This is a genomic window from Amycolatopsis sp. NBC_00345, assembly GCF_036116635.1.
GTDB lineage: Bacteria > Actinomycetota > Actinomycetes > Mycobacteriales > Pseudonocardiaceae > Amycolatopsis.
Genome location: NZ_CP107995.1, coordinates 3,783,873 through 3,804,997, shown reverse-complemented (window position 1 = coordinate 3,804,997; position 21,125 = coordinate 3,783,873). Strand labels below are relative to the sequence as shown.

Annotated in this window: 21 protein-coding genes and 2 pseudogenes; 10 read left to right on the top strand and 13 right to left on the bottom strand. The window is 70.4% G+C overall.

Translation table 11 applies throughout. From position 1 onward, the window contains the following. Positions 1-108: 108 nt before the first annotated feature. Positions 109-576 (bottom strand): annotated as a pseudogene (locus tag OG943_RS16755) (hypothetical protein); the annotation flags it as partial. A gap of 375 nt (positions 577-951) precedes the next feature. Here OG943_RS16755 and OG943_RS16750 point away from each other — a divergent pair. The 6 genes from OG943_RS16750 to OG943_RS16725 all read left to right on the top strand — a co-directional run bounded on the left by OG943_RS16750 (position 952) and on the right by OG943_RS16725 (position 7,252). Continuing rightward, positions 952-2,157, top strand: coding sequence for an amidohydrolase family protein (locus tag OG943_RS16750; RefSeq protein WP_328610697.1), 1,206 nt, complete (start codon positions 952-954; stop codon positions 2,155-2,157). A gap of 37 nt (positions 2,158-2,194) precedes the next feature. Then, complete coding sequence (locus tag OG943_RS16745; RefSeq protein WP_328610696.1) at positions 2,195-3,151, top strand: amidohydrolase family protein; 957 nt, start codon at positions 2,195-2,197, stop codon at positions 3,149-3,151. Positions 3,152-3,195: 44 nt separating this feature from the next. Further along, the gene (locus OG943_RS16740; RefSeq protein ID WP_328610695.1) at positions 3,196-3,618 is read left to right on the top strand and encodes a MarR family winged helix-turn-helix transcriptional regulator; all 423 of its coding nucleotides are present in this window, start codon (positions 3,196-3,198) and stop codon (positions 3,616-3,618) included. Between the two features lie 72 nt (positions 3,619-3,690). Further along, the gene (locus OG943_RS16735) at positions 3,691-4,215 is read left to right on the top strand and encodes a PadR family transcriptional regulator (RefSeq protein ID WP_328610694.1); all 525 of its coding nucleotides are present in this window, start codon (positions 3,691-3,693) and stop codon (positions 4,213-4,215) included. Between the two features lie 26 nt (positions 4,216-4,241). Beyond that, complete coding sequence (locus OG943_RS16730) at positions 4,242-4,955, top strand: ABC transporter ATP-binding protein (RefSeq protein WP_328610693.1); 714 nt, start codon at positions 4,242-4,244, stop codon at positions 4,953-4,955. Further along, positions 4,952-7,252, top strand: a complete 2,301-nt coding sequence (locus OG943_RS16725) for an ABC transporter permease (protein WP_328610692.1) — start codon at positions 4,952-4,954, stop codon at positions 7,250-7,252. The genes OG943_RS16730 and OG943_RS16725 overlap by 4 nt, the downstream gene beginning before the upstream one ends. Positions 7,253-7,311: 59 nt before the next feature. Here the strand turns inward: OG943_RS16725 and OG943_RS16720 are convergent, their stop codons facing one another. From OG943_RS16720 to OG943_RS16710, 3 genes are all read right to left on the bottom strand, one after another. After that, complete coding sequence (locus tag OG943_RS16720; protein WP_328610691.1) at positions 7,312-8,205, bottom strand: helix-turn-helix transcriptional regulator; 894 nt, start codon at positions 8,203-8,205, stop codon at positions 7,312-7,314. Positions 8,206-8,279: 74 nt separating this feature from the next. Then, complete coding sequence (locus OG943_RS16715) at positions 8,280-9,008, bottom strand: aldehyde dehydrogenase family protein (protein ID WP_328610690.1); 729 nt, start codon at positions 9,006-9,008, stop codon at positions 8,280-8,282. 72 nt (positions 9,009-9,080) lie between these two features. Beyond that, positions 9,081-10,289, bottom strand: a complete 1,209-nt coding sequence (locus OG943_RS16710) for a DUF3089 domain-containing protein (RefSeq protein ID WP_328610689.1) — start codon at positions 10,287-10,289, stop codon at positions 9,081-9,083. 178 nt (positions 10,290-10,467) lie between these two features. On the opposite strand from OG943_RS16710, the gene OG943_RS16705 reads away from it, so the two are divergent. Further along, positions 10,468-11,235, top strand: coding sequence for a hypothetical protein (locus OG943_RS16705; protein WP_328610688.1), 768 nt, complete (start codon positions 10,468-10,470; stop codon positions 11,233-11,235). A 687-nt stretch (positions 11,236-11,922) separates the two neighbouring features. Beyond that, positions 11,923-12,465, top strand: a complete 543-nt coding sequence (locus tag OG943_RS16700; RefSeq protein WP_328610687.1) for a response regulator transcription factor — start codon at positions 11,923-11,925, stop codon at positions 12,463-12,465. Positions 12,466-12,484: 19 nt separating this feature from the next. On the opposite strand, the gene OG943_RS16695 is transcribed toward OG943_RS16700, so the two are convergent. Beyond that, positions 12,485-14,008 (bottom strand): GMC family oxidoreductase, encoded by a 1,524-nt coding sequence (locus OG943_RS16695; RefSeq protein WP_328610686.1) that lies wholly within the window; start codon positions 14,006-14,008, stop codon positions 12,485-12,487. A gap of 207 nt (positions 14,009-14,215) precedes the next feature. Here OG943_RS16695 and OG943_RS16690 point away from each other — a divergent pair, with 207 nt between their 5' ends. Next, positions 14,216-14,407, top strand: a complete 192-nt coding sequence (locus OG943_RS16690; RefSeq protein WP_328610685.1) for a hypothetical protein — start codon at positions 14,216-14,218, stop codon at positions 14,405-14,407. Positions 14,408-14,475: 68 nt separating this feature from the next. Here the strand turns inward: OG943_RS16690 and OG943_RS16685 are convergent, their stop codons facing one another. Next, positions 14,476-14,742: a hypothetical protein gene (locus OG943_RS16685; protein WP_328610684.1), complete on the bottom strand. Its 267-nt coding sequence runs from the start codon at positions 14,740-14,742 to the stop codon at positions 14,476-14,478. A gap of 99 nt (positions 14,743-14,841) precedes the next feature. Between OG943_RS16685 and OG943_RS16680 the strand changes: the two genes are divergently transcribed. Next, the gene (locus OG943_RS16680; RefSeq protein WP_328610683.1) at positions 14,842-15,273 is read left to right on the top strand and encodes a MarR family winged helix-turn-helix transcriptional regulator; all 432 of its coding nucleotides are present in this window, start codon (positions 14,842-14,844) and stop codon (positions 15,271-15,273) included. Between the two features lie 65 nt (positions 15,274-15,338). Here the strand turns inward: OG943_RS16680 and OG943_RS16675 are convergent. From OG943_RS16675 to OG943_RS16645, 7 genes and pseudogenes are all read right to left on the bottom strand, one after another. Then, a pseudogene (locus OG943_RS16675) lies at positions 15,339-15,539 on the bottom strand (IS3 family transposase); the annotation flags it as partial. Between the two features lie 16 nt (positions 15,540-15,555). Then, complete coding sequence (locus OG943_RS16670) at positions 15,556-16,629, bottom strand: IS110 family transposase (protein ID WP_328609443.1); 1,074 nt, start codon at positions 16,627-16,629, stop codon at positions 15,556-15,558. Between the two features lie 115 nt (positions 16,630-16,744). Further along, on the bottom strand, positions 16,745-17,470 hold the full coding sequence (locus OG943_RS16665) for an IS3 family transposase (RefSeq protein WP_328612083.1): 726 nt from the start codon (positions 17,468-17,470) through the stop codon (positions 16,745-16,747). Between the two features lie 35 nt (positions 17,471-17,505). Then, a complete protein-coding gene (locus tag OG943_RS16660) occupies positions 17,506-17,802 on the bottom strand; it encodes a transposase (protein WP_328610682.1) in 297 nt (98 codons plus the stop codon). Positions 17,803-17,883: 81 nt separating this feature from the next. Then, complete coding sequence (locus tag OG943_RS16655; RefSeq protein ID WP_328610681.1) at positions 17,884-18,276, bottom strand: hypothetical protein; 393 nt, start codon at positions 18,274-18,276, stop codon at positions 17,884-17,886. A gap of 291 nt (positions 18,277-18,567) precedes the next feature. Beyond that, on the bottom strand, positions 18,568-19,527 hold the full coding sequence (locus OG943_RS16650; RefSeq protein ID WP_328610680.1) for an amidohydrolase family protein: 960 nt from the start codon (positions 19,525-19,527) through the stop codon (positions 18,568-18,570). Next, entirely contained in the window at positions 19,524-21,122 is a 1,599-nt protein-coding gene (locus tag OG943_RS16645; RefSeq protein ID WP_328610679.1) for a bifunctional 3-(3-hydroxy-phenyl)propionate/3-hydroxycinnamic acid hydroxylase, read from the bottom strand. Before OG943_RS16645 ends, OG943_RS16650 begins: the two co-directional genes overlap by 4 nt. Positions 21,123-21,125 lie beyond the last annotated feature (3 nt).

Sequence of the window (21,125 nt, the reverse complement as noted above, 5' to 3'; positions counted from 1 at the left end):
CCGCAACTCCGGAGCCCGGGACAACGCCAGCAGCGCGGGGGCGGCGTCGATCTCCGGCAGCCCGGCGACGTAGCGCGCCGCGGCGAGGGTGTCGTCGATGTCGCGGCCACCCAGGTCGGCTCTCGCCGCGAACTCGCTCCCGTGCCCGGGAGCGCCACGCTGGTCCACGGTGAACACGGCGAATCCGGCCGCCACGAGCGGGATCCGCGTGTAGCGCCCTTCGGCGTCGAGCGCGCCGACCTGATCGGCCGTGCACACCACGACAACCGGGTGCGGGCCGGCGCCCGGGCGGCCAGCGCGCCGCCCACCAGCCCGGAAAGGCTCAGGTCCTGCTGCAAGGTGATCAGCGGGACCTTGACCCCGAGCGTGTTCTGGAGCAGCACGTCCAGCTCGACCGCCATGAGCGAGTCGATGTTGATCGCCTGCCCGCGCACGAGCTGCCCGGCGGACAGGCCGGTGACTCGCGCCAGGATCTCCTGCAGCGAGCCCGAAAGCAGCGCCGCCCGTTGCCGAGCAGGGCCTGCAGCTGTTCGACCTCGCCGGGGCCCCGGCGAGGTCGAAGTGCAGGCGCCGCATGGCGGCCCGGAGGCTGGGCACCGGGGAGTCGCCCGAGGGCACCAGCAGCGGCGCGAGCAGGTCGGCGCGGTTCACCACCACCGGCAGCGCGCCACCGGCGTGCGGGACCACGACGCGCAGGTCCGGATGCCGGTCGAGCGTGCCGGAGAGCACCAGGTCCGCGATCGAGCGGGCGGTGTCGAACAGGAATTCCAGCAGGGGCGCCGGGTAGGGCAGCGGGATGTGCGAGGCCGCGGTGGCCGAGCGGCTGCTGGACGCGGCCGCCGCGCACATGAACCACCCGGCCTGAGCTTCGCCGTTGGCGACAAGCATTTCTCTCTGCTAACCTCGTAACTACGTACCAGTATATATGGATCAGTATACGAGGAGGAAACCGTGGGCAAGCAGGTGCTGGCCAACGTCCGGGTGTTCGACGGAGACCGCCTCACGGAACCGGTCGACGTCACGATCGAGGGTGCGGTCATCGGCGCAGTCGGGGGCGGGCGCGCCGAGGACGCCGAGATCGTCGACGGGGCGGGCGCGACCCTGCTCCCCGGTTTGATCGACGCGCACACCCACGCCGACGAACCAGCCCTGCGGCAGGCGCTGACGTTCGGCGTCACCACCGAGCTCGACCTGGCCTCCACACCCGGCACCATGATCCCGCTCCGGGCTGCCGTCGCGACCTCGTCCGGCCTCGCCGACGTGCGCAGCTCGTCGTTCGGGCTCACCCGGCCCGACGGGCACCCGCACCAGCTCCGCGGCCGGCAGAACGACCCGGACTGGCCGACGGTCACCAGCCCCGGCCAGGCGCGGGAGTTCGTCGACGGCCGCATCGCCGAGGGCGCGGACTACCTCAAGGTCCTGATCGAGGACGGCCACACGCTGGGCACCTCCCTGCCCAGCGTTGCCCCGGACATCGTCGCCGCGGTCGTCCGCGCGGGCCACGAACGCGGGAAGATGGTGCTCGCACACGCCCTGACCGTCGCCGCCACCGAGATCGCGCTGGACGCCGGAGCCGACGGCCTCACCCACCTGTTCGTGGACCAGCCGCACACGCCCGAGCTGATCGCCCGCATCGCCGGCTCCGGGATGTTCGTCATCCCGACGCTGAGCACGCTGGCGTCGATCACCGGTCGCCGCGACGGGGCGGACCTCGCGGCCGATTCCCGCGTCCGTCCCAAGCTGTCCCCGGAATGGCTCGACAACCTCTCGCGAAGCTGGGCTTTCCAGCCACCGGAACAATTCTGCTACGCCCTGGACTCGGTGGCCGCGCTGCACGCGGCGGGAGTCGACGTGCTCGCCGGCACCGACGCGTCACACCTCGGTGCCTACGGAATGGCGCACGGCGCGAGCCTGCACGACGAGCTGCGCCTGCTGGTACTCGCCGGCTTCACCCCGGTGGCCGCCCTCAACGCCGCGACCTCGGTGCCCGCGGCCCGGTTCGGGCTGCCCGACCGGGGCAGTATCCGGCCCGGCGCCCGCGCCGATCTGATCCTCGTCGACGGCGACCCGACGACGGACATCGGCGCCACACTGTCACTGCTCGGCGTCTGGCGAGCCGGCGTCCGCCTGGACGCCGCCGCCGTCACCCCGGCCTGAACCCAGCCCGGGGACCTCTGAAGGGAGCCGCGTAATCATGGCCCAGCACAACGAATTCGCCGACGGCCTCGTCGACGTGCACGCGCATTTCACCACCGAGCGCTACCTCGCGGCCGCCCGGGCCGCCGGGCACCTCGAACCGGACGGCATGCCCGCGGACTACTGGCCCCGGTGGAACGCGGGGGAGAACCTGGACCTGATGGACCGCGCCGGCATCGCGACCGCGATGCTGTCGATCTCGTCGCCCGGTGTGCACTTCGGCGACGACACGGCGGCCCGCGAGCTGGCCCGCGAGGTCAACGACGCGGGCGCGGAGATCGTGCGGGCCCACCCCGGGCGGTTCGGCCTGTTCGCCAGCCTGCCGGCTCCCGACACCGACGGCGCACTGGCCGAGGCCGTCCGCGCGTTCGACGAACTCGGCGCCGCGGGCGTGATCCTGATGAGCAACAGCCGGGGCGCCTACCTCGGTGACGACCGGCTGGCCCCGCTGCTGGCCGAGCTGAACCGCCGCCGCGCCGTGCTGTTCCTGCACCCCACTTCGACCGAAGGGCACGAGCACGTCGACTGCGGCCGGCCGCGGCCGATGATGGAGTTCCTGTTCGACACCGCGCGCACCGTCGTCGACTTCATCCTCTCCGGCGCCGCCGAGCGTTATCCCGACGTCCGGGTGATCGTCCCGCACATGGGCGGTGTCCTGCCCCTGCTCGCCGACCGGGTCGAGCTGCTGCGTGGGCTCACCGGCGACGCCGAACGCGGCCCGATCGTGTTCGAGAGCCTCCGGCGCCTGCACTACGACCTCGCCGGCGCGCCGAATGCCGCGCAGCTGACCGTGCTGCGGTCCATCGCGGCGCCCGACCGCCTGCTCTACGGCAGCGACTCGGCCTGGACCCGCCCCGAGGTCGTCCTCAACGCCCTCACCCAGCTCGACACGCTCATGCCCGGGAGCTGGCGGGAACAGGCCACCCGCACCGCCCGGGCGCTGCTGAGCACCTGATGGCCGGGCGTGCCGAGGGCCGGCCCGTCGTCGAGAATCCGGCGATGACAGCGGACCGGACCGAGCTCAACATCGACGTCGCGATCTTCCTGCGGCGAGCGCAGCTCCGCAAACAGCTGGCCTGCGAAGCCGCGCTGGCCACGATCGACCTGACGCTCCCGCAATGGGGAATCCTGCACGCGGCGTCGACCCAGCCGGACTCGTCGACCCATGGGCTGGCCCTGCTCACCGGCCAGTCCGACCAGTCGGCCGGCGCGGTCGTCGCGGGCTTGGAGAAACGCGGTCTCCTCGACCGGTTCTCCGCGGGCGGGCGGGCCATCCTGCACCGGCTCACCGAGGAAGGGGGCCGCCTCGTCGGCCAGGCCGACCGGACGGTCGACGAGGTCATGCAGCAGGAACTCGGCCACTTCTCCGACAACGACCTCAAGACCCTGCGCCGGCTGCTCCGCCGCGTCGTCGCCCCCTGATCCGACCGAGGACTACCCGCTATGTACGGGGTGTATAGATGCGAGGTATACACCCCGTGTAGTCTTCCCCGCATGTCGATCGCGAACACCTTGCTCGGGCTGCTGGAGAGCGGGCCGAAGTACGGCTACGACCTCAAGCGGCTCCACGATGAGAGCTTCCAGCAAGATCGTCCCCTGCACTACGGGCAGGTGTACTCGACGCTCTCGCGGCTGCTGCGCAACGGGCTCGTCGAGGAGAAGGGGATCGAGCCGGGCGACGGTCCCGACCGGAAGCGCTACGCCATCACCGACGCCGGGGTGACAAACGTCGCGGAGTGGCTCAGCACCCCGGAAAACCCCTCGCTGTACCTCCAGAACACCTTGTACACCAAGGTTGTCCTCTCCCTCCTGTCCGGGCGGAGCGCCGTCGATGTGCTCGACGCGCAGCGCGCCGAGCACCTGCGCGCGATGCGGCGGCTCACCACCCGCAAGACCGACGGCGACCTGGCCGACCAGCTCATCTGCGACCACGCCCTGTTCCACCTCGAGGCGGACCTGCGCTGGCTCGAACTCACCGCGGCCCGGCTGGACGAGCTGGCGGGAAAGCTGAAGCCGTGAACGCCACGACGAACCCAGGGACACTCATGGAACCGGCCGGGGGCGCGCTGCTCAGCGCCGTCGATCTGCGCAAGTCGTTCGGCCCCACCCCGGCGCTCGACGGTGCCGGGATGGACCTGCACGCCGGTGAGGTCGTCGCCGTGATGGGCCCGTCGGGCTCGGGGAAGTCGACGCTGCTGCACTGCCTGGCCGGGATCGTCCAGCCGGACGGCGGCGAGGTCCGCTACGCCGGCCGGGTGCTCTCGGCGATGCCGGACCGCGAGCGCAGTGCGTTGCGGCGCACCGATTTCGGCTTCGTCTTCCAGTTCGGCCAGCTCGTCCCGGAGCTGACCTGCCTGGAGAACGTCGCGCTGCCACTGCGGCTGGACGGCGTCCGGCGCGGGCCGGCCGAGAAGCTCGCCCGCGAATGGCTGGACCGGCTGGAGGTCGGCGACGTCGCGGACAAGCGGCCGGGCGAGGCGTCCGGCGGCCAGGGCCAGCGGGCCGCGGTCGCGCGGGCGCTGGTGACCGAGCCGCGGGTGGTGTTCGCGGACGAGCCGACCGGCGCGCTCGACTCGCTCAACGGCGAGCGCGTCATGCGGCTGCTCGTCGCCGCGGCCAGGGAGACCGGCGCGGCCGTGCTGCTGGTCACCCACGAAGCGCGGGTGGCCGCCTACTCCGACCGCGAAATCGTGGTGCGGGACGGGAAATCGCGTCAGGTCGGGTCCGCGCCCGCCGAGCCGGCCCGGTCGCCGCGATGAGCGCGCCGATCCGGCGTCGCGGGCGCTTCGCCGCCTGGACCGGCGATCTGGCCCTGGGGATCCGGCTGGCCGTCGGGGGCGGCCGGGCCTCGGGGACCGCGATCGTCCGGCTCCTGCTCGGCACGGTCGGGGTCGGGGTCGCGGTCACCGTGCTGCTGTTCGCGGCCTCGGCCGACCACGCGATCTCCGAGCGCAGCACCCGCCAGCTCGCCGGCGTTGCGGTCACCGCGCCGATCCCCGGGGCGACGCCGTTGTCCATGCGGGACGACTCGACCTACTTCCGGGGCGAATACATTTCGGTCCGCTACGTTCACGCGAACGGCCCGGCGTCGCCGGTGCCGCCGGGCCTGGACCGGGTTCCCGCGCCTGGCGAGACGGTCCTGTCCCCGGCACTGGCCGAGCTGCTTCGCTCCGACGCCGGGACGTTGCTGCGCCCGAGGTTCCCCGGGTCCGTGACCGGGACCATGGGCCAGGCGGGCCTCGCCAACCCGGGCGACCTGCGCGCGTACGTCGGCGCCGACGCTTCGCTGCTGGGCAAGCAGGTCTACGCCTTCGGCGGCTCCGCCTCACCGGACGGGCTCGACCCGAGCCTGCTGGCCTTGCTGATGATCGGCATCGTGACCCTGCTGGCGCCGGTGTTCGTGTTCGTGGCGACGTCCGCGCGCATCGCCGGCGCGGAGCGGGACCGGCGGCTCGCCGCGCTCCGGCTGGTCGGCTCGGACCTGCCGCAGGTACGCCGGATCGCCGCCGCCGAATCGCTGGTCACCGCGGCGGCCGGGCTGGTGCTCGGCACCGTGGCGTTCCTCGCCCTGCGGCAGCTGGCGCCGTCCGTGCAGGTGCGCCAGGGCGGCCTGTTCGTCAGCGACGTCACGCCGCCGTGGCCGCTGGTGGTCGTGATCGTGCTGGCGGTGCCCGCGCTTTCGGTGCTGAGCACGCTGCTCGCGTTGCGGGGCACGGCGATCGAGCCGCTCGGTGTCGTCCGGCGCACCAAGCCGGTCCGGCGGCGGCTGTGGTGGCGGCTGGTTCCCGTCCTCGCCGGCGTGGCCGTGCTGTGCACGCTGACGGTGCGCGACAGCTCCAGGCTGACCACCATCGCCGTCGTGGGCGGGGTGACGTGCCTGCTCGTCGGGGTTCCCGCGCTCCTGCCGTGGCTGCTGGAGCGCGCGGTTTCGCGATTGTCCGGCGGGCGCCCGGCGTTCCAGCTCGCGGTCCGCCGCCTGCAGCTCGACAGCGGCACCCCGGCGCGGGTGGTCGCCGGGCTCGCGGTGGTGCTGGCCGGGGCGATCGCGTTGCAGTCGCTGCTGACCGGGCAGGCCAGGGAGTTCGACCCGGGCCGGCTGCCGCAGCGGAGCACGACGCAGGTGGAGGTGGACACGGATCCCGCGGTCGCGGGCGCGGTGACGGCGGCGCTCGCCCAACTGCCGGGAGTGGACGCCCTGCACCTCACGCAGCTGGTGGAGCTGCACGGCCCGGACCCGAGCCAGTCGCCCGGGGTCCAGGTCGCCGACTGCGCCACCTGGCGGGAGCTCGCCGGGCTCCAGGACTGCCGCGACGGCGCCGTCTACGTGGATCGGCGGGCTCCGGCATCCGTCCACTCAGGACAGTCCTATCCGGTCGGTTACTACGACGAGGTCGTGCGCCCGCTCGGCACCTGGACGGTGCCGGACCTCACCCCGGTGACCCTGCCGGGAGACAGCCGGTACGCCGGCTCCTCCGGTCTGATGGTGACCCCGGCGGCGATGGCGGGCCTGGACCTGAGCCGGGTCTGGGCGACCGGCAGCCTCCAGATCGGCTCGCGCGGCCCGGACTTCGCCGAGGCCACCCGTAACGTGCTCGCGCCGTTCGCCTGGCACGCCTCGGTGTTCATCCCGGACCCGGTCCGGCTGAGCAGTAGCCAGCGGGCGTACCTGGCGATCCGGGCGGGGCTGCTCGCCGCGTCGGTGTTCACGCTGCTGCTGGCCGGGGTCAGCCTGCTGGTGCTCGGGCTGGAGCAGGTGCGGGAACGGCGGCGCACCATCGCGATGCTGGCCGCGACCGGGGTCCCGGTGCGGGTGCTGGCCCGCTCGGTGGTGTGGCAGAACGCGATCCCGCTGCTGCTCGGGATCGTCACTGCGGTGGCGGCCGGGATCGGGGTGGGCGCGCTCGGCGCCCGCCTGACCCGCGCGAGCTTCACCATCGACTGGCTCGCGGTCGGGGTGCTCAGCGGGGCCGCGGCCGCGCTGGTGCTGCTGGTGACCATGGTGACGCTGCCGTCACTGCGCGGCGCGGCCCGGCTGGCCTCGATGCGCACTGAATGATGTGCCTCGCCGGCGGTCCCCGCACGAGGCTGTACGGGGACTGCCGGCCGTCCACCGGATCAGGGAAGCTCCGAGCGCGACCGCTCGGCGACCGGCGGGCTGTACCAGCTTCCCAGTAACGGCAAGGCATCGGCCGCCGTGGACTCCTCGGCCGGCACGTAGACGATCAGCTTCTGTTCCCCGGATCCGGGGACGGGCAGCGCTTCGTAGTCGAGGACCAGTTCGCCGACCACGGGGTGGCGCACGCGCTTGGTCCCCGACTCGCACACGTACACCTTGTGCTCGGCCCAGAGCCGGCGGAAGTCGGTGCTCTTCACCGTCAGCTCGCCGACGAGCTCGGTCAGGAAGGCGTCCTCCGGCTTCACCCCGGCTTCGGCTCGTAGCACGGCCGTCGCTTCGGAGGCGACGTCGTCCCAGTCGACGTAGCGGGTGCGGCCCGGCTCGGTCAGGAAGATCCACTTGGTGAAGTTGCCGCCGGCGGCGGCCAGCGAGCCGTCGTCGAAGAACAGGGCCCGGGCGAGTTCGTTGGTGGCGAGGACCTGCATCCCGGCGCCGAGCACGAAGGCCGGTGCCTGGGTGACCGAGTCCAGCAGGCGCCGCAGGCTGGGGCGAACGCGCTGCTGGGTGATCGGGGACGCCGCCGGAGCGGGGCGGTCCGGCCCGCCGGCGAGGGTGAAGAAGTACTCGCGCTCGGTGGGGCCGAGGCACAGGGCGTTCGCGATGGCCCTGAGCACGGAGCCGGACACCTGGCCCGTCCGCCCCTGCTCCAGGCGGGCGTAGTAGTCCACGCTGACGCCCGCGAGCCGGGCGACCTCCTCCCGCCGCAGCCCGGCCACCCGCCGGGCCGCGCGGTCGGGGCGGCGCGGGTTTTCCGACGGCAAGCCGACATCGCCGGGCCGCAGCCGCGCCCGGTACGCGCGGAGGAAGTCGCCGAGCTCTCGGTTCTTCGCCATGTCTCGCCTTTCCATGGGGTGGCAGGTGGTCCGTTAAGGCCTCCTTGCCCGCGTCCAACGCGGGTAAGGAGGCCTTAACGGAAGGGGTACGCGGGGACCTCGGCCCGGCTGGTCACCCACTGCCACTCGGTGAACTGGTCGGCGTTCGTGAGCGTGCTGTGGTTGAAGCCGTTGCCGGACGCGCCGATTCCGCCGATCGGGCCGTAGACCTCGTGCAGCACGGTCTGGTCGTTGATGTGCACGACGCCGGTGCGCAGCTGGCCGGCGACCCGCTGGGCCCGGCCGAGGTCGGCGGACACCACGGCCGAGGCGAGGCCGAAGCTGGTCCGGTTCGCCAGCCGGACGGCCTCCGCGTCGTCGGCGACCGTGGTGATCGCGGCGATCGGGCCGAAGATCTCCTCGTCGAACAGCGGCATCCCGGGCCGCACCCCGGTGACCACGGTGGGCTGGTAGAACAACCCGTCGCGGACGCCGCCGGTGCGCACGACCGCACCCTGCGCGACCGACTCGGCGAGGATCCGGTCGACGTTGGCCGCCTGCGTCTCGTTGATGATCGGTCCAAGGTGGACGTCGCCCGTCGAAGGGTCGCCGACCGTGAGCGTGCGGGCGTGCGCGACCAGCGCGTCGGTGTAGGCGCCGGCCACCCGCTCGTGGACGAGATGGCGTCCGGTGGTCAGGCAGATCTGCCCCTGGTGGAAGAACGAGCCCCACGCGCCGGCGCCGGCCGCCGCCTCGACGTCGGCTCGCGGGCACTCCGCAACCGGTGGCCGAGGGTCTTGCCGGTCTCTGTACCCATCACGCACCGTAACGTTGGTCGGAGAGGGTTACCGTACCCCAGCATGCGTGCCTCGCGCACGCATGCTGGTCCGGAGTCCTCAATGGTGGGTGGCCGTCCACATCGATTCGGCTGCCGCCACGTCGGCGACCAGGTTGCCGAGGGCGAGGTTCGCATCGTTCAGGTGATACCCGTAGTCGGCGTCGGGCCATACGGGGACGACTCGACGCTTGTCCCTGGTGCCGGTGGACTTCGTCACCTGGAGCCACGCCGCGCCCTTCGAGCCGGTCTCGCAGCGTGCGGAGTAGAGCCCTGGATACGTGATCCACGGGGTGGTGACCGCGTTGGCCCGGGTGGCGAGGAAAAACGGTTCGAGGGCGGCCTTCCCGCCACGCGGCGCCGCCGGGTTGACGCAGGCGACCTGAACGCCGGTTTTGGCGGTCTGCCCCGATTGCAGCGCGACGCCCTGCCCCGGGCGGCCGAACAAGGCCGAAGCCGGTGGCGTGCCGGGGAAGCTGGAATAGGCGAGCACACAACCGGACTGGCCGGTGCGGGTGCAGACCGGCAGGTGCCGGAAGCTGCCCCCGGTGGCCGACCTCGGCTTGACTTCCACGTCCCCGCCGAGGATCACGGCGAGGGTGACGCGATCACGCAGCCCGGCGTCGTGGTCGACGATCCCGGACAGCAGCTTGATCAGCATCGCCGCGCCCTGGGAGTGGCCGAGGAACACGATCGGCCGGCCGTGGTTGTAGTGCTTGAGATAGTCCTCGAAGCCGGCTTTCAGGCTGGTGTACGCGGTATCGATCGACTCGGCAGGCAGATTCAGATCCGGGTACGCGGCGATCGTCGCGCGGGTGGTCTGCCGGTACATCGGGGCCCAGACCTTGCAGACCTGGGAAAACCGCGAGGCCTGGAACCTGGCCACGCCCGTCTCGGCCGGCTGGACCTGGAGGTCGGAGTTCATCGCCGGTTCGCCGCTGACGGTCGGGTAGACGTAAAAGCAGTCGAACGGCGAATCGGCCGCGGGGCGGGCAGGCACCACGGTCTTTTCGCCGTTCGCCGCCACCTCGGTGGCGTTGAGCCCGATCGAGCAAGGATCGTGGGGCTGGCCCGGGCGGCACAGCCACACGATCCCGGGTTCGTCGGAGCCCGTGGCACGAGGAGCGGCGGCGGCCGTGACGCCGATCGCGGTGATGAGGAGCGCGCCGACCAGCGTCAACGCGCGCGCCACGCCGTTGCGGTACCAGTGGCGGTCGCTCGCCGAGCGGTTCATTAATGCCTCTTCGCGCCTCGTGCGGCTGGCGCCCATGGCCGGCCTGCTGGGGACGACGGTTCGCCTGCGGCCGGTGGTCCGTCAAGACCGAAGCGACGGCAGTCACCCGTTCTTGTCCGGAAGTGCTGTGCCCCGCATCGTTTTCGTGCAGTGACCGCGCCGGCGCCCGTGGTGCCGTCGACCATCGGGGTGACCGGAATGTGCCCTGCATCCGGTGGCAGAGAGGGTTCCCGTGCTGGTGGCAGGTTCATGGGTGTTCAACCCGGACACGGTGGAAATCGGCGGATTCGACGACAAAACCCGCAGGTTGCTGCGCGCCGTCATCGAATGGTTCGAGGAGCGGAGCGTCCGGTCGCCGGACGGCCCGGTGGAGCGGTTCCTCGGGTTCGCCCGTGAAGCGGGCTTGTTCTCCAGCTGCCTGATCCCCGCCGCGGACGGGTCGGCCGGCCACCGCTGGGACACCGCCCGTAACGAAGCGGTGAGCGAGATCCTCGGGTTCTACAGCCCGGAGTGCTGGCAGGTATGGCAGACGGCCGTCTTCGCGGTGGTTCCGTGCTGGTTGAGCGGCAATCGGGAGGAGCGGGCGCGGCTGGCCGATTTCCTGCGCGCCGGGGGTGTGCCGGTTGCCGTACCGGGACAACGCCCCGGCCCCGGTGCTGTCCGGCCGGCCCCGGCCGAGGCCGCGTTCACCGCGGAAGTCCTCGCTGGATGCACTTTCGCCGGCGCCGCCCTCGGTGCCGGCGGGCGGATGCTGCACCAGGCGGTCAACCACGCGTACACACAGGCCGCCGACGGTCGGCGAAAGACCGATTCGCCCGCGGTCCGGAGTGTCCTTGTGAAGCCTATCTCCGGCTCGTGGCCGGGAAACTCTTCGCCGCCCGCGCGACCGCCTATCTGCGTTCCGCGGGTTCGGGGGATCGCCGTCACCTGCTCTTCGCCGCGGTGGGGAAGGCCATGGCAGTCACGGAGGCCGGGCGGGTGAGCCTGCTGTTGCGGGAGCCCGGCGGCGAGGACGCCTTGTTCCCCGGCCGCCACGACGTGGCGGCCATCCTCCGTTTCGCCGAAAGCTACTTGCTGCGCCCGGCCTCCTTCGACCCGGTTCCGGCGGGCCGCGGACCGTCCGACGACGGTCACCTGTTCCAGCGGCCCTCCGCGGCCTCGGCGGACCGGGCGCGGTTCCACAACTGGCGCCCTTCCTTCGATGCGTTCGCGGATCACCGCAATGTCGGCCTTTTTCGCGAGCAGGTCGAGCAGCTGTGCTCGTGGCTGGCCCGGTATCCCCGCGAAGCCGCTCGGGAAACGCCGTTCACGACCGCGCTCGGCGACCTGTTCGGCCTGGTCGTTTATGGACACCTGATCCTGGAGCAGGCGGACCTCGACGGGGTGGCCAGGGACGTCGTGGACGGGGTTGGCGGCCTCCTGGCCGGCGACTTTTCGGCTCGCCTCTGGGACATCCAGGCGATGCCGTCGGTTTCCGTGGACGGGTGTGGCCGCAGGTCGAGGCGCTGGTGGGGGAGTACTCCCCGCGGCGGTGATCCCGCTGAACTGCACGTTTACTTCCTCGTATACCGGAAAATTACGCTCGGCTGCTCTGCTGGGGCCACCAGAACGCGTGAACGGTGGAGGTCGGCATGTCAGTCGAGGTCAGCGAGTCGGCGGGGACGTCCGGGTGCTGGCCGGGGAGGCGGCCCCGGACGCCGACGTGGTCCTGGTGCTCAGCACCACGGTGACCGAGGCCCTGCTGGAGGAGATGACCTGGGCGTGGAAGTCCGCGACGAATCCCCGGCAGGCCCTGGTGCTGGTGGCCGGCCCGTTGCGGGAGCGCCAGCTCGCCCGGGTCTTCAACGCCGGCGTGGTGAGCATCCTGCCGCGCCGCGAGGCGACCGTCGGCCTGATCGTGCGCGCCGTGCTGGCCAGCAGCCACGGCCGCGCGGTCCTGCCCGCCTCGATCACCCGGTGGCTGATCGAGGAGTCCCGCGCGTTCCAGCAGGAGATGCTGACCTCGCACGGCATCGAGGCGGGCGGCCTGACGGCCCGTGAGATCGCCGTCCTGCGGGGACTGGCCGAGGGCATGGACACCGCGCGCATCGGCCGGGAGCTGAACTTCTCCGAGCGGACGATCAAGAAGGTCATCGCGGACGTGCTGGCCCGGCTGCACCTGCGCAGCCGGGCGCACGCCGTGTCCTACGCGCTGCGGGCTGGCGCGTTCTGACCCTCGGGCCGGCTCGCGCTCAGCGGGCGAGGAACTTCCGGTAGATGTGCTCGGCGACCATGATCGTGGTCAGGTTGGTCGCGGTCGAGGGCACCTCGGGGAGGATCGACGCGTCGACGACCCGGAGGCCGTCGACCCCCTTGACCGCGCCGGAACCGTCCACGACAGCGCCTTCGTCGCCGGCGCCGCCCATGGGCACGGTCGAGGTCGGGTGCTGGTACGAGGCCAGCTGCTGCTCGATGAGCGTCTCCAGTTCGGCGTCGTCCCGCACCTGCTCGCCCGGCATCAGTTCGCTCGCGGTGACCTCGGCGAAAGCGCCTTCCCTGGCGATGGCGCGGCTGAGTTTCACGCCTTCGAGCATCCGGCTGCGGTCGCGCGCGGTGGCCAGGAAGTTGTAGTCGATGACCGGCGCGTCGTGCGGGTCCGTGCTCCGCAGCGACACCGTGCCCAGCGACTCCGGGCGGACCACCGCGATCGCCAGCACGATCGCGCCACCGGTCGGGCCGGCGGCGGGATCGATCAGGTGAGTGGCGGAGATGTGCAGGTCGAGCTCGTCGCCACGGGCCTGGCTCGACGCCGTCCAGACGATCGCGCCCGCGGTCGGCGACATTTCGAGCGCCCCGGGGCGAAGGGCGTACGCGTTGTAGTAGAACGGGTGATCCTGCAAGCGTTTCCCGACCGGGAGGTCGGCCGTGACCTCGATGCCCAGGCGGGCCAGGTCACCGGCCGGCCCGACGCCGGAGCGCAGGAGAATGGCCGCGCTGCCGTAGGCGCCGGCGGACAGGATGATCTCCGCGCCGTGGTGCACGACGCCGTCGGTGGTGCGCACGCCGGTCGCGGTCTTGCCCGTGAACAGCACCTTGTCGATCTCGGTCCCGCCCGTGATCGTGAGGTTCGGCCGCTGCCGGACTTCGGCGGACAGGTAGGCCAGCCCGGTGTTCTGCCGGACCCCGTCGACGACGTTGAGGGGGTAGGCGGCGACGCCGTCCTGCTTGTCCGCGTTGGGGTCCTTGATGCGGGTGAACCCGTGCTGGGCCGAGGCGTCGATGAAGGCCTTGAGCGACGGGGTGAGCTCGTCGTAGGCACGCTGGCGGATCGGGAACGGGCCCGAGCGGCCGTGGAAGGCGTCGTCCCCGTCCGGGGTGTTCTCCAGCAGGCGGTAGGTCTCGAGCACCTCGTCGAAGGACCACCCGGTCAGGCCGTGGGCGGCCCAGGCGTCGAAGTCGCTCGGCCGGGCGCGCAGGGCCACCGCGGCGTTGACCGCGGAACTGCCGCCGAGGACTTTGCCGCGCGGTGCCTCGATTTCGCGGTCGAGCGGGCCCACGTGGGCGTGGTAGCCCCAGTCGTGGGCTTCGTCGCCGCCGACCCGGGCGGAGTTCAGCAGGACGTCGGGGTAATCGGCCGGGGCGTAGGCGGTGCCGGCTTCGAGCAGGAGCACGGACCGTGACGGGTCGGCCGAGAGCCTGTTCGCCAGCACCGCCCCGGCGGACCCACCGCCGACGATCACCACGTCGTACTGTCGCCCTGCTTCGCTGTTGCTCATCTCGGGTCACCTTTCTCGGTAGAGCCGCGACGCTGGTGCCGCGGCTATTCGAGTCAATGCCATCGGGCGGGCGAACGATGCCCGTGAACAACGCACGGTGCTGCCTAGGACTCCCAGTCCGACCTTCCGGCCGGTGCGATTTCCGGTGAAATAGTCACGTCCCGATCGCGGACAGGTAAAAAAACCCACGGACGAATGGAGAAGAAAATGGCGAAGAAGCTGGCTTTCGCGCGGAAGATCGTGCTTGCCGGAGTGGTCGCCGGCGGGCTCGCGGGTGGGGCCATGCTGACCACGGCTTCGGTCGCCGGTGCGGCCACGCAGGTCAAGGACGCTCCGCCCGCCGCTGTCCAGACCGCTTCCTCCGTGCACGTGCTGATCTGCAGCTACGACTGCGACTGACGCTGACAATTCCTGTCGTGGGCGGCGCCGGCCGTCCACGACAGGAATTTTCTTTTCGGGAAACGATGTCAGCCGGCACTCTCGATGATCCGGGCCACTTCCGGGTTTCGCGGGGTGAAGTGGTCGAGCAATTCGAGCGCGCTGAGCGCGGGGGCCAGCTCGCGAAGGCCGTCGATGTACGCCTGCCGGTCGGGGGATCCGGCCGGCAGCTCCTCGAGCTTCTTGATGTTCTCGATCGCCGCGCGGATCGATCCTTTTCGGACGTAGCGGTCCTGGAACTCGCCGCCGTCGGCACCGTCTTCGATCACGTCGCGGGGGGTGATGGGCTGGGACATGGGCTCACGGCTCCTTCTGGCCTTCAGTCAATATGCGTGCGCGACGCACGCATACCCACTGTACCGCAAGCTCTGCTCCGCCGGGATAAGATGTCGCCCATGGGAGCGACTGGTGACGAGCTGGAGGAGGTACTGGGCCGGTTCCTGCAACGCCGCAACCGGGTGCGCCTCTACGGCGGCATGTTGACCCAGGCCCCCGACGGGGTCGACAAGAGCAACTACCCGGTCCTGTCGGGTCTGGAACGGCTCGGCCCCCGCACGGCGGCGCAACTGGCCCTGGAAGTGGGCCTCGACCGGTCCCGGGTCAGCCGGCACGCCGACCGGTTCGAGGAGCTGGGGCTGCTGCGCCGCGTGCCGGACCCGCTCGACGGACGGGGCAGCCTCCTCGTCCTGACGGCAGAAGGTGAAGCGGCGGTGAGGGATTTGCGCGGTGCCCTCGCGCAGCACCTCGACCAGGTGATCCAGGACTGGCCGGACGGACTGGCGGACGCGCTGGTCGAAGGCCTCGGCCGGCTGATGGACCGGGAGTGACGCGGCGCACCGGATCCGGGAATACTGGCGTTGCCCCGGTTCTCCGGACAGTCGTCTGTGGAGTGTCAGGCGGGTTGTTGGAGTTCGTGGAGTCTTTCATACTCGACAGGGGTGAGGTAGCCGAGCTTGGAGTGGCGGCGTTGCCGGTTATGGAAGATTTCCAGGTATTGGAAGATCTCGTTGGCCAGCTCGGTCCGGGTTTTCCACTTCTTTCGGTCGAGAAGTTCGGTTTGCAACTTGGACCAGAATGATTCCATCATCGCGTTGATGCTCCTATAGATGTCAAGCGGGATTTGCTTCCGATTTTACCTTGTGTGGCGCGACGAGTATTTGGTAGATTTCGCGTATCAACGATCGTTTGAGGCAGCGCATGATCTCGCGTTTGGTCTTTCCTTCTGTTGTTCGGCGTGTGACGTAGTTGATGGTGGGTTCGTGGAACCGCATCCGCACGATGATGATTCTGTGCAGCGCGGCGTTGGCTTGGCGATGACCGCCTCGGTTGAGTCGATGGCGGGTGGTGTTTCCGGAGGACGCGGGGACGGGGCAGGCTCCGCAGAGTTTCGCGAGGGCGGCCTCGGAGTGGATGCGGCCGGGGTTGTCTCCGACCACGACGAGCAGCTCGGCGGCGGAGTCGGCTCCGATGCCGAACAGGCCGGTCAGTGCGGGTGCGGCCCGGCGGGTGAGGGTCGCGAGGACCAGGTCGTGCAGGCGCAGTTCGCGGTCGAGTTCGCGGTAACGTTCGGCCAGCGAGTGGAGGGTGTAGCGCGCCGCGTCGACCGGCGTCATCATTCCGTCATTGCTGACGTCGGCGCAGCGCTCGATAAGTTTCTTGTCGGTGAGATGCTCCAGTTCTTCCCGCAGTTCGGGTGGCGCGTTCACGATCACGGTTTTCAGCGTGATGATGGCCTGGCTGCGGGATTTGACGGCCGTGTCTTTCGCGATTTTGATCTGCCGGATCATTTCGGCAGATCCGTCCGCGGATTTCGGTGTCGCGGTGGCGACGCCGGACAGGACAGCGCGGGCCGCGGACTCGGCGTCGATCGGATCGTCCTTGCCGTGCAGGTGGCGGATGCGCCGGTCAGGACGGTTGACCTCCACAACCCGGTGGCCCCGGCGGCGCAGGAACGACGCCAGCCCGGCCCCGTAAGATCCGGTGCCCTCGACACCGAAGGTGATCAGTTGCCCCAGCTGGCGCGCCCACCGCTCGAACTCGGCGTAGCCGGCACGGTTGACGGTGATGACGGTGTCGCCCAGCCGGGCACCGAGGGAGTCCAATGCGACGGCGACGTGCGCATACTTGTGGGTGTCGACGCCGACGACGATGCGCCGGCGAGCGGAATCGGGGATGCTGGTCACTGGCTGCGAGTCCTTCCCGGGCTGCGTGGTCATGACGCGGCCGGGCGGGCGGACAGGACTGTGATGGGACCTGCTGCGATCAGGCTCCTATGAGGTCACTGCCCGTCCGGACGTGTCATCCGGACACGTCGCCCGAGGCAGCCGACAGATCAACGCCAGGGCACTCATCGGGCCAGTCGTAGCACGGGTCAGACCACCTCGAGCGACGAAAGACAGTCTCACAGTCGTAGCCGTCACCGACGGTCCCGAGCGAGGGCATCAGCCCGGCTTCCTTGACGCGGTTGGTGAAGGTCCAGGACGTGAATTGCACGCCGTGGTCGGAGTGGAATACGGTGCCAGGGTCGGGATTCCGGTTGCTGATCGCCATCTCGAGGGCGTTGACGACGAGGTTGGTGTTCTGGTTGTTGTCGATGGACCAGCCCACGATCTTGCGGCTGAACGCGTCCAGCACTGCGCAGCAGTATAGTTTCCCTTCGCGAGTAGGATGCTCGGTGATGTCGCATACCCAGAGCAGATTTGGTTGTGTGCGCAGGAAATTCCGGTTTACCAGGTCCTCGCTGCGGACCTCGATTTTCGGGTTCTTGCGGGTCTGCCGCCGCGGAATCCCGGCCAGCCCGGCCGCCCGCATGAGTTTCGCGACCGTCTTGCGGCTGATCATGATCCCCATCCCCAGGCGCAGCTCGGCGTGCACCCGAGGTGCGCCGTAGGTGCCGCGGGAGCGGGCATGGATCTCGGTGATCACCCCGGTCAGCCACTCCCGGCGCAGCGCAGCGGGCGAGGTCGGCCTCGAGCGCCACTCGTAGAACCCGGAATGGCTGACCTCCAGCAGCCGGCAGGCCAGCTTGACCGGTAGTCCTCGCTCCGCAAGGCGGGCGATTACCGGGAATGCCCTTTTGGGTCGCCTTTCAGCTCCTCGTAGATCTTCGAGGCCTCGCGCAGGACCTCCAGCTCGGTCTCCAGCTGGCGGATCCGTCGCTTCGCAGTCACGAGATCGGCGTGCTCGGTGCTGCTCAGACCGGGACGTTCACCGTGGTCGATACGGTCCTGTTTGATCCAGCTGTGCAGGCAGGACTCGCTGATCTCGAGCTCGAGAGCGGTCCACCGGACGGACTTGCCAGCCCGGACAACAGCGACCGCCCGAGCCCGGAACTCGGCGGGGTAAGCCTTCGGCATGATCGACAGCCTTCCAGACGACAAACCATCGACTCCACAAACCCGGGTCCGTCATCTGGGGGCAACGCCAAGGCGTCCGGGCTACAGGGGGAAGCTCATTCGTTGTAGGGCTGGCCAGCGGGTTTTTGAGGATGGTGGCGGCGCGTTCGCCGAGGCAGCGCTGTCGGCGGTGGAGCAGGCTGTAGGTCTGGTGATCGACTGCGAGCGGTGGTTGACCTGCGGCTTGAACGGCGTGAGGATGCCGATCCCGGCTGAGTGGTGGGCGCGGTCGGCCAGGGTCCGCAGGCCCTGACTCGCGGCGGCGGTCAGTGCGCCGGTGATGTCGAGGTCGCGGGCGGCGAGGCCGGTGATGGCTTCGTGCAGGTAGTGGTAGGCGGTGGCGACGCTGATGTGGTGGTCGAGCGCGAGCCGGTGCACGGGGATGGCGTCACGGAACCAGCGCAGTATCAGCAGTGCCTGCCGGAACGGGCTCAAGGCCCGGCGGCCCCGGCAGGTGCTGCGCGCGGCGTTCGGCTCGCAGCACGCCGGCGACGAACAGGGTCAGTTCGCGTGTCACGTCGAGCGTGGTACGACGGGTGATCACGTGGGGCCGCTGGAGTTGAGGATTCGATCTTCGCGAATCCCGCCCTACCAGCGGCCCCACGCCTCATTCCGCGACAACACGCACCCCGCTCAGCCTCACTGAGAAAACCCCAATGTGGCGCTTCGGCCCGAGCCTGAGCCAACACCACACCGACCAGGTGAAGAAAGCGGAATCACGCGCCACTAGCCGAGCTTGAAGACGCGCTCCGCGTTCCCGCGGTACAGCTTTTCGAGGTCCGGCGCACTCAGGATCCCGCTTTCGAGGGTCTGCAGGAACGCCGGGCCGAGGTCGAACGGGTAGTCCGTCGCGAACAGGAGGCGGTCCGCGCCGAGGGCCATGAGGGCTCCGGTGAGCGTCGCGGCCGAGACGTTGCCGCTGGTCGTGATCAGCAGGTTGTTCCGCAGGTAGTGGGTGATCGTCTGCTGCGCCTGGTGGGCGGCGTAGAGCTGCCAGCCTTGGTCGAAGCGCGCCAGGTGGAACGGCAGGAGCTCGCCCATGTGGCCGAGGATCAGCGTCGCGCGCGGATAAGCGTCGAACACGCCGCTGCACATGATCCGAAGCGCGTGGGTCGCGGTCTCCACGGACCAGTTCCATGCGGCGCCCAGGAGGTCCGGATAGCCGTCGTAGGCCTTGAGCTGATCCGACGGCGAGGACCAGGGGTGCAGGTAGACCGGGGCGCCCAGTTCTTCGGCCGCCGCCCACAGCGGCCAGTACTGCCGCTCGTCCAGGTAGTGGCCCCGGGTGTGCCCGTTGACCATGGCGCCGAGAAAACCGAGCTCGGTCACGCAGCGCCGGAACTCCGCGACCGCGGCCTCAGCATCGGCCAGCGGGAGGGCGGCGAAGCCCGAGAAGCGGTCGGGATGCTTTTCGATCCGCTCCGCCAGAAGGTCGTTCATGCGCCGCGCCATCTCGACCGACCGGACGGGATCCGGGTCGAGCTGGACGCTGCCGTAGTTGAAGCAGGACAACACCGAACGCTCGATCCCCGTCCTGTCCATATCGGACAGGCGGGCGGCGTCCAGGTCCCAGAACTTCGGGAGCACCTTCTCGAAGGACTCGCTGGAGACGCCTTCCGTGAGAGTGCGGAAATAGTCGTCGAGCTCGGGCAGGAGGAAGTGCTCCTCGAAGGCGATCTTGGTCATCCCACATCCTTTCGGTCCTCGACCAGGACGCGCCCGGCCAGCTGGTCGACCAGGTCGCCGGTGTCGCCCGGCTCGGGGACACCGCCGAACACCTGGAAGTCGGGGCGGATCAGGACGACCGCGGTGCCCAGGCGGTCGAACCATCGCGCGTACTTGCCTTCGGCGTCGGTCAGGCCACCGGGTCCGAAATGGACACTGCGGCCCCCGATCCGCTGCCACGTCGCCCGCTGGGCGGGGGAGAGCAGCGCGGCCGGGTCGCGGTCGCGTCCGATCAGGACGAAGCCCGGTGGCGGGAGGACGTCGTCGAGCAGTGCGGTCCGCCCCGGTGTGCCGACCGTGGCCTGCAGTCCCAGCTTGCCGCCGGCCCCGTCGTCGCGGAGGGTGCCGCCGCTCAAGGTCCAATCCGTGAGCACCTGCTGGGTTCCCTGAGCGCCGGCCTTCCTCAGCTGGGCGTCGCGCTCGGCGGCCTGCTCGGGGTCGATCAGGCAGATCAGCCCGCCGACGGCGACGGTCGCTTCGACGATCTGCGAGACCTGCACACGGCGTTCCGTGGCGTAATCGTCCAGAAGGGACTCTTTGCCCTTCCCGGCGACCAGCAGAGACAGCCGCCAGGCGAGACTGGCCGCGTCACGGATGCCGGAGTTGATGCCTTGGGCCAGGAAGGGCGGCATCTGATGGGCGGCGTCCCCGGCCAGCACCACCCGGCCGTCACGCCATCGGTCGGCCCAGCGGGCGCGGAAGGTGTAGAGCGCGTGCCGGACCAGGTCGGCGTTGCCGGGGTGGATCTCCCAGGGCTTGAGCAGCTGCCAGGCGTTCTCGTCGGTGTCGATGTCGTCCTGGCGGTCGCCGGGCATGATCATGAACTCCCAGCGCCGGCGGCCGGGGCCCGCCGGCACCAGGGTGGTCGGCCGGGCCGGCCCCAGCCGCTGGCAGGCGTAGGGCAGCCAGGTCGGCGGGGTGTGCGGGAGGACGTCGACCACCAGCCAGTCGCGGTCGAAGCCGAGGTCGGTCATCTCCAGCCCCGCCAGGGCACGGACCGTGCTGTTGGCCCCATCACAGCCGACGGCGAACGCCGCCCGCACCGTCCGCGGAAGTCCATTGCGGACTAGGGTGGCCCCCGTGTGGGGCTGGATGACGGCCGTGACCCCCGCCCCGTCGGCGGACAGCTCTTCCAGCGAGAATCCCCGGTACTGCTCGATCAGCGGCTCGGCCTGCACCCGCCCTTCGAGCAGCTGCTCCAGATCCGGCTGCGAGAAGCCGGACATCAGCGCGAATCCGGAGTCGGACTCCAGCGGGTAACCCGACTCGGCCAGCGTCTCACCCGAGGAGTCCGCGAAGCTGAAGCGCTGCCCGTCCTGGCCCCAGGGTTCGAGCAGCGGCGAGAGTTCCTCGCCGAGGCCGAGCTGATGGAGCACACGGAGGGTGTCGTGCGCGATCGCCACCGCGCGCGGCAGCGGATACGGCTGCGCCCAGCGTTCCACAATGGACACCCGGAGTCCCTGCTGGGCCAGTAGCAGTGCCAGTACCTGCCCGACGGGACCGGCTCCCGCGATCAGCACATCGGAGTCGTGTCGTCCGGTCACAGTGTTGTCCATCGT